The sequence below is a fragment of the Streptomyces sp. NPDC025793 genome, from assembly GCF_055558375.1.
On sequence record NZ_JBVHMR010000057.1, the window covers coordinates 1 to 9,705 of the forward strand.

The window sequence follows — 9,705 nt, forward strand, 5'->3', positions numbered from 1 at the left end:
TCTCAACATGGACATGCCCACCCGACGGCTCGTACGGCTGTCAGTACCACGATCGAGCGATCACGAACCGAGGAAGATCGGACTTAACGCCCACTGACGGGCGGCGTAACGGAACGAGTTCCGCAGCAGGTGAAGCCGTAAAGAATCAACCCGTTGCTTTCATAGGACAAGATCGTTGTTCTGGTATGAGCTTCGCCGCCGACGTTCTGGATCAGCTTGCGCTGCGGTTCCAGGTCGTCTTGCCGCATCTGAACGAGCGTCAGCGGCGTCTGCTGCTGGCCCAGGAGGCGCGACTGCTCGGACACGGTGGAGTACGGGCCGTTGCGCGGGTGGCCGGGGTGAGCGAGAGCACGGTCCGTAACGGGGTGTTCGAGCTGGAGGCCGGTGGGGATCCGCTACCGGAAGGCTGCGTCCGGCGCCCCGGGGGTGGCCGCAAGCCCGCCGAGGAACAAGATCCTTCCCTGATTCCTGCGTTGCTGAAGCTGGTGGAGCCGGACGAACGGGGTGATCCGATGTCGCCGCTGCGCTGGACCACCAAGTCCCTGCGCAACCTCGCAGAGGAGCTCACCCGGCAGGGTCACCCGGTCTCCGCTCCGACCGTCGGGCGGCTTCTGAAAGGGCAGGGCTTCAGCCTGCAGGCCAGCGCCAAGACCCTGGAGGGCAAGCAGCACCCCGACCGGGACGCACAGTTCCACTACATCAACGAGCAGGTCAAGCAGCATCAGTCCGGCGGTCAGCCGGTCATCAGCATCGATGCCAAGAAGAAGGAACAGCTGGGGCAGCTGCCGAACCCCGGGCGGCAATGGCGCCCCGCCGGCCATCCGGTGCAGGTGGAGGACCACAGCTTCTACTTCATCGGCCCCGACGTCGACGTGGCGATACCCTTCGGCATCTACGATCTGGCCCACGACAGCGGCTGGGTGAACGTCGGCACCGATCACGACACCTCGGTGTTCGCCGTCGAGTCGATCCGCCGCTGGTGGCAGGCCCGCGGGCGGATCGACTACCCGGATGCCGACAGACTGTTGATCACCGCGGACTGCGGAGGATCCAACAGCTACCGCTACCGGTTATGGAAGGCTGAACTCGCCGCTTTCGCCGCTCAGATGGGTCTCACGGTGACCGTCTGCCACTTTCCGCCGGGCACTTCGAAGTGGAACAAGGTCGAGCATCGGCTGTTCTCCCACATCACCATGAACTGGCGCGGCAGGCCCCTGACCAGCCACGAAGTCGTGGTCAACAGCATCGCCGCAACCCGCACCCGCACCGGCCTGCGCGTTCACGCCGAACTGGACACCGGGACCTACCCGGTGGGAATCTCCGTCAGCCGCGAACACCTGCGCTCTCTGCCGATCACACCCCATGCCCGGCACGGATCCTGGAACTACACGATCGCCCCAGCCGGCACCGCCGGCAACTGCGCGATCAGCACAAGCGATCGGGACCAGAGCAGGTCGCAGGTTCTGGCGATGCTCTCCGACCCGTGTCTGAGCGGCATGACCTCATCGGAGCTGAAGGCACTGTGCGCCCAATTGGCCCCCGCGCAAGCCGCTCAGGCCGAACAACGCAAGTTCCAGCAGCGCGGCGGCCGCCGCCTGAAAGCAGCCGGAGCACACGGCAGACCCCTGCTCTCGAACGCCGACCGCATCCTCGTCACCGTGGTCTACCTACGCCGCGTCTGCTCCCAGAAGGTTCTCGTCGATCTGCTCGCCATCAACGCGGTCACGATCGGCAAGGTCATCAGTGAGACCCGCACACTCATGGACGCCCAGCAGGTCACCGTCTCGCAGACCGCGCACTACTTCTCCTCCGCCCAAGAGCTGCGCGACTGGGCGGAGGGCGGCGCGACCACCAGCCGGATGGAACTCTCCCAGACCCTGTCTCACCCCGCCCTCACCGGCATGTCCCGCCCGGACTTCCAGGCGCTGATCGACCGGATCACCGTGCCCTACCAAGCCGCGCTCGAACAACGCCGACATCGCCAGCGCGGTGGTGATCGACGCCCGGGAACCCGTGGTGGCGTCTTCCGTCAAAAGATCACTGACGCCGACAGGATCTTGGCGACGGTCCTTTCCCAGCGAGATCTGTGCGATCAGCAAGCCCTGGCCACCTTGTTCGGTGTCAGCCGCGGCACCATACGCAACGCCATCGAGGATGTCCGTCCCCTCCTCGAACAAGACACATACGTCCCGACGCTCGCCGAACGACGCTTCGCAACGGCCGCCGACGTACTCGCATCCGTCACAGAAGACAGCGAAACACCGTGTTGAATCCTTACCGGCTTCGGTGAACCACACACGTCTGGACGATCGTGCGAGGCCAGACGGTCTCCACGGCCTCGGGCAGGCCCTTGAGCCCGTCGCATACCAGCATCAGCACGTCGTCCAGGCCGCGGTTCTTCAGCTCGGTGAACACGTGCAGCCAGTACTTGGCGCCCTCGCCGCCGTCTCCGGCCCAGATGCCGAGGATGTCGCGGGTGCCGTCCACGGTCACCGCCATCACCACGTATATCGGACGGTTCGCGACCTGCCCGTCCCTGATCTTGACGTTGATGGCGTCCACGAACAGGACCGGGTAGACCCGGTCGAGGGGGCGGTTCTGCCATTCGGCCATGCCGTCCATGACCTTGTCGGTGATGGTGGAGATGGTCTGTTTGGAGACCTCCGCCCCGTAGACCTCGGCGAGATGGGCGGAGATCTCCCCGTGAGTGAGGCCCTTCGCCGAGAGCGACAGGACCATCTCGTCGACGCCGGTCAGGCGTCGCTGCCGCTTCTTGACGATCTGCGGTTCGAAGGTGCCGGCGGTGTCGCGGGGCACCCTCACCTCCACCGGGCCGACGTCGGTGAGCACGGTCTTCGCCCGGGTGCCGTTGCGGCTGTTGCCGTTGTTCTTCCCGGCCGGGTCGTGCTTCTCGTAGCCGACGTGGTCGGTGATCTCGCCTTCCAGGGCGGACTCCAGCACCCGCTTGGTCAGCAGTTGCAACAGCCCGCCCTCGCCGGTCAGCTGCAGTCCGTCGTTCCGGGCCCGGTCAACGAGCATCGCAACGAGCTGCTCGTCCGACACCGCACTCGACGGTGCCTGAACCACCTGCTCAGCCTGCTCGTTCTCCACGGCGGTCTCCGTCATCAGACGCGTCTCCTTGATCATCAGATCCGCCGTTGATTAGACACTCCCGGCCGACCAGGAACGGGCACAGGAGGTGCAGCTCGTGGTCGCTGTCGCGCAGGTAGAGGCTGCTGGCCTCGAGGTCGTTGCGGGGCACCGTCATGGTGCGGGTCGGCACGACCGGATGATGTCCTGTCAGCTCACGGTATTCGAGTGCGGCAGTCCGGGTGAGTGCATCCCAGCGGACGGTCGTGAGGTGCAGAAGAGGCCAGTCCGCGAGAAACCTCGCTGCCTCCAACAGGCAAGTCAGGCCGGCACGGGCCTCTGAGGTAGCCCGCGGCAGGTCCACCGGGTCGATCCGCCGCAGGTGTGCCTGGTCGTTGCGGCGGCGCTGAGTCGTTGGCGAGCCTGGGCGGTCTCCTTGTTGTCGAGCAGAGACCGCAAGTCATGAAGCGGGTGTCCTGGTGGCAGAGCGCGCAGTTTGCGGCTGGTGGAGAGGGTGGTCGAGCGGCAGCCGACGCCCACCGCCCTCTTTCGTGGCCGGGACGCCAGCTGGGCCTGATGCCGCTCGTGCTACAACCGGCTCACCTCAGTGACGAGTTCACGGGCCTGGTGACGTCGGCGACGACGCCACCGACACCGCGTCAGGATCAGCTCCTGCCGACGCCGGGTGGCCGCTGAAGATCAGTCATGCCGCGCTGATCGGGATCCCCCGGAGGCCCCGCAGCGTGAAGTCGGGGCCGAATTCGACATCGCCCGCGATCTCGTACTCCGGCAGCTTGTCCAGCAGGCGATTCAGCCAGATGCGCATCTCCATCCGCGCCATATGGATTCCAAGGCAGATGTGGGGACCGAAACCAAAGCCCAGATGTGCTTTACGGGTACGGAAGATGTCGAAGGAGTGTGGGTTGTCCCAGCGGGCGGGGTCGCGGTTCGCGCAACCCAGGAGAGTCACGACTGCGGAACCCTCGGGAATGGTGAAATCCTCGACCTTCGATTCGTTGCTGCAGGAAAAGCGCAGAACCGACTGTGTGAGAGTCGACCAGCGGTGGACCTCCTCGAGTGCGGCCGGAACAAGCGACCTGTCGGCGGCCAGCGCGCGACGCTGATCAGGATGGTGTCCCAGTGCATACAACATCATCGCCATCACCTGCGCCGTACTCTCGTTCGCCGCAACCGTCAGCATCGTCCCGTTTGCCAGTATCTCCCGGTCGGGCATGGAGGGCGCGAAATCGTCGTGCACCATCTTGGCCATGAGCGATCCATCGCTCGCTCCCAGCGCACGGTGTTTTTCGATGAGACCGGCGATGGACGAGTTCAGGGCAACTGATGCCGCAGCGCCGTCGGCGACGATCTCTTGTCCCCTCGGGGTCGGGTCCAGCCGTGCGCCGAGAACCGCCGCCGTTGCGTCACTCCATTTGATGAAGTCTTCGTGCACGTCCTCGTCGGCGCCCAGCAGTTGGGCAGTGACAACAGTGGGAATGATCCGCGTCATCTCCGCGAGAGCGTCGAGGGATTCACCGGAGCGAAGGCGTTCGGCGAATTGATCCACATATATGTCCACGATTCGCTGTATCCGCGCCGCCCAGTCGGCTTCGACAGTCCTGCGCTCGAAGTCTGGCTCCCAGATTCCGCGGACCGTCTGATGCCGTGCACCATCGGTGCCGAGAAAAGTCGGTCCGCCGAACGCTTTCTCCATCTCCGGGAGCACGTTGGCAGAGTTGAAATAACGGATGTCGCCGAGTACGCGCGCGCAGTTGCGGTGCGACGTGACCATGTACTGCTTGTGGTGGGAGTTGTAGACAACCGGCCCCAGGGTCCGCCACTCGGCCATGGTCTCGTAGGGGTCCTGCACGAAGTCGGGGTCAAGCATGTTCACGTCCACGGTGGGACATTCCGCCGCTGCAGATTTCATTGCGCGTCCTCTCCCTGGCCGGGATCCATATCACCGGGGGTCATCGCGGCCAACACGTGTTCAGCGGGAACGTTGTAGCGGTGGGCATCGATCGTGTGCAACTGGGACAGGCGGATGAGCTCGTCCTTGTCGGCCGCCTCGATGAGACCTCCGCACATCGGGCAGCTCACTTCAAGGCCGACCTCCATGGCCGGCTCCCCCTTCCGGTCGCAGCGGCCGAGTGCGTTCGGAACTGGGGCCGAGGAGAACACGCCTCACGCAGTCGGCTATCTCGGCGACGTGATCATGTATGAAGAAGTGTCCTCCGGTCAGGACCTTCATCTCGAAGGATCCCGCTGCATGTCCTCGCCAAGCACGCGCTTCCTCGAGCGACACGCTCGGATCGCGATCGCCGGTTATCACCGTGATCGGCACGTTCACCATGGTCTCTGTTGTTGGCGCACGATAAGTCCCGACGGCCCGGTAATCGGCACGGACAACGGGAAGGATCAGGCGCCTCATCTCGTCGTCGGCGAGAAGCGCCGGGTCGGTTCCGCCCAGCGATCGAAGGTTGGCGATGATACTGTCGTCGTCGGCTGCGTCGTAATCCTCAGCGCGATGACACGACGGGGCGCGACGTCCGGACGCGAACAGTGCGAGCGGCGTGCGGCGATTGTCCCGCTGGAAGCGACGTGCCACCTCGAACGCCACCACCGCCCCCATGCTGTGACCGAAGAACGCGAGCGGCTGCGTTCCCCACGGGATCAGCTCCTCACAAATTTCGTCGGCGAGTTGACCAATGTCCTCGATCAAGGGCTCGTGACGGCGGTCCTGCCGCCCTGGATACTGGACTCCGAGCACCGATACATACGGTTCGAGTGAGTTTGCCAGTGAACGGAAATACCCTGCGGAACCGCCCGCGAACGGAAAGCAGACGAGGTGTACTTGACCGCGCCGAGCCGAGCTTCGCAGGGGCCTGATCCATGATCCGCCACTTGTGGTTGATGCGTGCACGTTCCTTCTTCCTCGGGCCCCGCGACCGGAAACACCCCTGATCGCCCGGTAGCCGTCCAGTCTACTGATCGAACGGGCTCTGCCCTGCGGGAAATTCGAAGGTACCGATTTCCGGCTTGGTCAACGGGATCACTTTGCGACTGGAGAACTTCCAGACCCCGTCCTCGCGCACGTATTCGTCCTGGTAGTACGCGGTGGCCCGGGAGATCCCGCCGGCCCGTACATCACCCTGGGCGAAGACATGGCAGTTGCCGGACGCCCGGTCCTCGCGAATCTCGTTGATGACGTGGTTGACCGTCATATGACAGAGATTCTCCATCTGTCCGTAGATATCGGCTTCGAAGTGGTGCCGGATCTCGTCCTTCCCCGTGAACTTGCCCAGCCCGAAGCCTTCTTCGTCGAAAACCGGGCTGTCGTCGCTGAACAGCTCCATCAGAGAATCGAACTGGCGAGTGTCGAGTCGATAGGCGTATTTGGCCGTCAACTCAATCAGGTCGAGTCGGTCGACCGTCAGAGAGAGCGCGTTTTCCGTCATCGTGAGAAACCCTCCGGTAGTTTGTTTCGCGCACGCCTGAGACGCTGGCAGTTTTTTGGCCGACCGATGCGACGTCTTTGTCGTGGAACGGCACCGGATCCTAGCGGATTTTATTGGGGAGCATCATTCCGGCGTCCACCGGAAGCGTGATTCCAGTGATGTGACGCGCCTCTTCCGACGCCAGGTAGACCACGGCGTCGCTGACCCCTTGCGAGTCCAGCCAGCCGATGGGCAGCGCGCTCATTTCTTTCATCACTTCGTTCGCGTCCTCCGGTGTCGGATCGGAGACTTCGGGCAGGTAGATCTTTCGCATTGGAGCATTGTTGACCATCGGCGTGTCGACGTTTCCCGGATTGACCGAATTCACGCGGATGTTGTGTGGTGCCAGCTCGACCGCCAAGGCACGCATCAACCCGACCACGCCGTGCTTGGATGCGGTGTAGTGCGCCATGGTCGGCACGCCGATCAACCCCGCTGTCGAGCTGATGAAGACCAGCGACCCGCCTTCATTCCTTTCGATCATGTGAGGGATCACCGCTTTGACGGTCTTCCACGAGCCCGTCAGATTGACGTCGATGATTTCTTGCCAGGCCTCTTCGGTGAGTTCCCATGAGAACCCGAAGCTGGACATTCCTGCATTTGCGCACACGACGTCGATGTGCCCGAACTCGTCTATCGCCTCGTCGACGACGTCCTGCAGTTCGTTGAAGTTGCGCGTGTCCGCCCGGCGTGCAAGGATCCGCCGGCCCAGCTGTTCGACCAGTTGCGTCGTCGAGGAGAGATCCTGACCGTCCGCCCCCGGATACGGTGCGGTCTCGAGGTCTGCGCACAGGTCGACAGCCACGATGTCCGCCCCTTCCTGGGCAAGCCGCACCGCATGTGAACGTCCCATTCCACGCGCAGCGCCAGTGACCAGTGCGACTTTCCCGGCAACCCGGCCCATTCCTCAACCTCCACATCAGAGAACAAAGGTGTCTGATTTGCAGCGAAATGCCATGAATGCTGAGGGGTGGGTGTCCTCACCCCGTCACGGCATCGCGGGATCGTTCACTCGGCGGAGGCGAACATGATGAGTTTCACGTCGGCCCCTTCCACCTTGCCGAGATCGTAAGGGCGCCAGGCCATGAAACCTGTCTGGCCGAGGTACCGGCCACTGGTACCCACACTCGGGTAGTAGGCCCAGTCCCCCGAGAGGAGTGAGCCGAGATCGATCCAGCCGGCGACCCTGATCGTTCCGGACCCGTCCTCGAAGACGACGTCGTTGGTCAGATAGGCCATGAACTGCTTGTCGGATTCTCGCTGATAGTGAATCTTGTAGCCACCCGAGGTGGTGGCCACCTGTTCACCCGACTTGGTGAACAGGGCGTGCTGGTAAATACCGCCTTGGCCCACCTGGATGTTCTCGAAGTCCTCGATGTCAGTGGTGGCGCTGATCGTTGTCTCGACCAGTTCCTCGTAGCTGTTGATCACGGCTTCTGCCCCTTCTTGAGTGAGTGTTTCAGGCCTTGCGGTAGACGTCTTTGAGCACGATCTTCCCGTCGCTCAGGATGAAGATGTCAACACCACGGTTGACCACCTTTCCGTCATCGGTCTCGACGGTCCACCGAACCAGGCCCATATTCTCGTCGAACATGATCGGCGATTCGAACTTCCCGTCGACCCCAGAGGCGATCATCTTTTCACGCATCGCATTCATACTGGTGATCAGGTCGCCGATCTGATCCTTGGTGTGAACCGTCCCGATTCCGTCTCCGTCGGGCGTGATCCACTTCCCGTCGTCGGCGAAACATTCGACGGCGGTCTCGATTTCGCCCGCACCCGAGCTCTCAAAGAACCGGTCGATCACTTCTGCTGACATGGGTCCGCTCCATTCTCGTCCTTGACGGTGTCGATGAATCATGCGTGCAGCCTGACCGGTAGCCGCTCCAATCCACGGAACTGCAGGGTGTAACGCCAGGTGAGTCGTTCCAGCGGCTCGGCCGCCTCCCAGTGCGGGAACCTGTCCAACAGCCGGGCCAGCACGATTTCGCCCTCCAGCCGGGCCAGCGGCGCGCCGACGCAATGATGGATGCCGTGGCCGAAGGCCAGGTGCGTAGCAGCGTTTCGGCGGATGTCGAGCCGGTCCGGCTCCGCGAACCGGTCCGGGTCCCGGTTCGCCGAGGACAGCGCCAGGAACACCACCTCGCCGGCGGGGATGACCGTGTCGCCGACCTCCACCGGTTCGGTGGTGTAGCGCAATGTAGAAAGGTTCAACGGGCTTTCATAACGCAGGAACTCCTCCACTGCGTTCGGTATGAGGGCGGCATCCGAGCGCAACAGCTCCAACTGTTCGGGATGCTTCAGCAGTGCGTACACCGAGCTGCTGATCAGGCTCGCGGTGGTCTCGTACCCCGCGTTCATCATCAGGAAGATGGTGGACAGCAGCTCGGACTCCTCGAACCGCTCCTCATTGTCCAGATCGATCATCGCGTTGATCAGGTCGTCCGCGCCGTCATGACTGCTCGCTTTCTGGGCGACCAGGGTCCGGAAGTAGTCGAGCGACGCCATGTAGGCCTGGTACTTGTCCGACGGCTCCGAGTCGACGCTGGTCAGCGCGCGGTTCCACCGACGAAGATCGTGGTGGGCGGTTCGGGGTACGCCGAGCAACTCACCGATCACCGCAATGGGGATGGCCATCGCCACGGACTCCACCAGGTCGATCTCGGCTCCCGTCGGGATCGCGTCCAGCAACTCGTCGGTGAGTTCCTCGATGCGCGGCCGCAGATCCAGTGTCCGGCGCATCGTGAACGCCCTGCTGAACATCCGCCGCAGGCGCGTGTGTTGCGGCGGATCGCTGAACAGCATGCTGTCCGACGTGATCGACGCGCCCGAGACGTCCTGCGTGCTGTGCTTGGCGATGATCGGTGCGGCACCCCCGGCCGCCTTCGAGAGTCTGTGATCGGCCAGCAGCCGGCGCACATCGCTGTATTCGGTGACCAGCCACGAACGCAGACCTGTGCTCAATGTCTTGATGACGAGCCGCCGGGGACCCGTCCCGGCGCGCATCTCCTGGTAGGTCAGATACGGGTCCTGAATGAAGTCCCAGTTCAACAGGTCGGCCTCGGCTGTCCGGGTGCCGGAGGTGCGGGGCTTCGTGGAGTCGGTCATGAGGGGGCGT

At 63.5% G+C, this 9,705-nt stretch carries 9 protein-coding genes and 1 pseudogene; 1 reads left to right on the forward strand and 9 read right to left on the reverse strand.

Annotated elements, in window-relative coordinates; translation table 11 throughout:
- Positions 1-185 precede the first annotated feature (185 nt).
- Positions 186-2,270 (forward strand): ISAzo13 family transposase, encoded by a 2,085-nt coding sequence (locus tag ACZ4MF_RS43820; protein ID WP_467499327.1) that lies wholly within the window; start codon positions 186-188, stop codon positions 2,268-2,270.
- 7 nt (positions 2,271-2,277) lie between these two features.
- Here the strand turns inward: ACZ4MF_RS43820 and ACZ4MF_RS43825 are convergent.
- The 9 genes and pseudogenes from ACZ4MF_RS43825 to ACZ4MF_RS43865 all read right to left on the reverse strand — a co-directional run.
- A pseudogene (locus ACZ4MF_RS43825) lies at positions 2,278-3,039 on the reverse strand (IS256 family transposase); the annotation flags it as partial.
- A gap of 754 nt (positions 3,040-3,793) precedes the next feature.
- Positions 3,794-5,020, reverse strand: coding sequence for a cytochrome P450 (locus ACZ4MF_RS43830; RefSeq protein ID WP_467499329.1), 1,227 nt, complete (start codon positions 5,018-5,020; stop codon positions 3,794-3,796).
- Complete coding sequence (locus ACZ4MF_RS43835; protein ID WP_467499331.1) at positions 5,017-5,208, reverse strand: hypothetical protein; 192 nt, start codon at positions 5,206-5,208, stop codon at positions 5,017-5,019. Before ACZ4MF_RS43835 ends, ACZ4MF_RS43830 begins: the two co-directional genes overlap by 4 nt.
- Positions 5,192-6,013: a thioesterase II family protein gene (locus ACZ4MF_RS43840; protein ID WP_467499333.1), complete on the reverse strand. Its 822-nt coding sequence runs from the start codon at positions 6,011-6,013 to the stop codon at positions 5,192-5,194. Before ACZ4MF_RS43840 ends, ACZ4MF_RS43835 begins: the two co-directional genes overlap by 17 nt.
- Positions 6,014-6,074: 61 nt before the next feature.
- A complete protein-coding gene (locus tag ACZ4MF_RS43845) occupies positions 6,075-6,548 on the reverse strand; it encodes a nuclear transport factor 2 family protein (RefSeq protein ID WP_467499335.1) in 474 nt (157 codons plus the stop codon).
- A gap of 100 nt (positions 6,549-6,648) precedes the next feature.
- Positions 6,649-7,491 carry a mycofactocin-coupled SDR family oxidoreductase gene (locus ACZ4MF_RS43850; RefSeq protein ID WP_467499337.1) on the reverse strand — a complete coding sequence of 281 codons (843 nt, stop codon included), beginning with the start codon at positions 7,489-7,491 and terminating at the stop codon, positions 6,649-6,651.
- Positions 7,492-7,595: 104 nt separating this feature from the next.
- Positions 7,596-8,018, reverse strand: a complete 423-nt coding sequence (locus tag ACZ4MF_RS43855; protein ID WP_467499339.1) for an allene oxide cyclase barrel-like domain-containing protein — start codon at positions 8,016-8,018, stop codon at positions 7,596-7,598.
- A 28-nt stretch (positions 8,019-8,046) separates the two neighbouring features.
- Entirely contained in the window at positions 8,047-8,406 is a 360-nt protein-coding gene (locus tag ACZ4MF_RS43860; RefSeq protein ID WP_467499340.1) for a nuclear transport factor 2 family protein, read from the reverse strand.
- Between the two features lie 38 nt (positions 8,407-8,444).
- Positions 8,445-9,638, reverse strand: a complete 1,194-nt coding sequence (locus ACZ4MF_RS43865; protein ID WP_467499342.1) for a cytochrome P450 family protein — start codon at positions 9,636-9,638, stop codon at positions 8,445-8,447.
- Between the last annotated feature and the right edge of the window lie 67 nt (positions 9,639-9,705).

What these genes read in the sequence shown, in the direction of transcription:
- ACZ4MF_RS43820 (WP_467499327.1), top strand. Translation starts at nt 186, where the DNA reads ATGAGCTTCGCCGCCGACGTTCTGGATCAGCTTGCGCTGCGGTTCCAG.
- ACZ4MF_RS43830 (WP_467499329.1), bottom strand. Translation starts at nt 5,020, where the DNA reads ATGAAATCTGCAGCGGCGGAATGTCCCACCGTGGACGTGAACATGCTT.
- ACZ4MF_RS43835 (WP_467499331.1), bottom strand. Translation starts at nt 5,208, where the DNA reads ATGGAGGTCGGCCTTGAAGTGAGCTGCCCGATGTGCGGAGGTCTCATC.
- ACZ4MF_RS43845 (WP_467499335.1), bottom strand. Translation starts at nt 6,548, where the DNA reads ATGACGGAAAACGCGCTCTCTCTGACGGTCGACCGACTCGACCTGATT.
- ACZ4MF_RS43850 (WP_467499337.1), bottom strand. Translation starts at nt 7,491, where the DNA reads ATGGGCCGGGTTGCCGGGAAAGTCGCACTGGTCACTGGCGCTGCGCGT.
- ACZ4MF_RS43860 (WP_467499340.1), bottom strand. Translation starts at nt 8,406, where the DNA reads ATGTCAGCAGAAGTGATCGACCGGTTCTTTGAGAGCTCGGGTGCGGGC.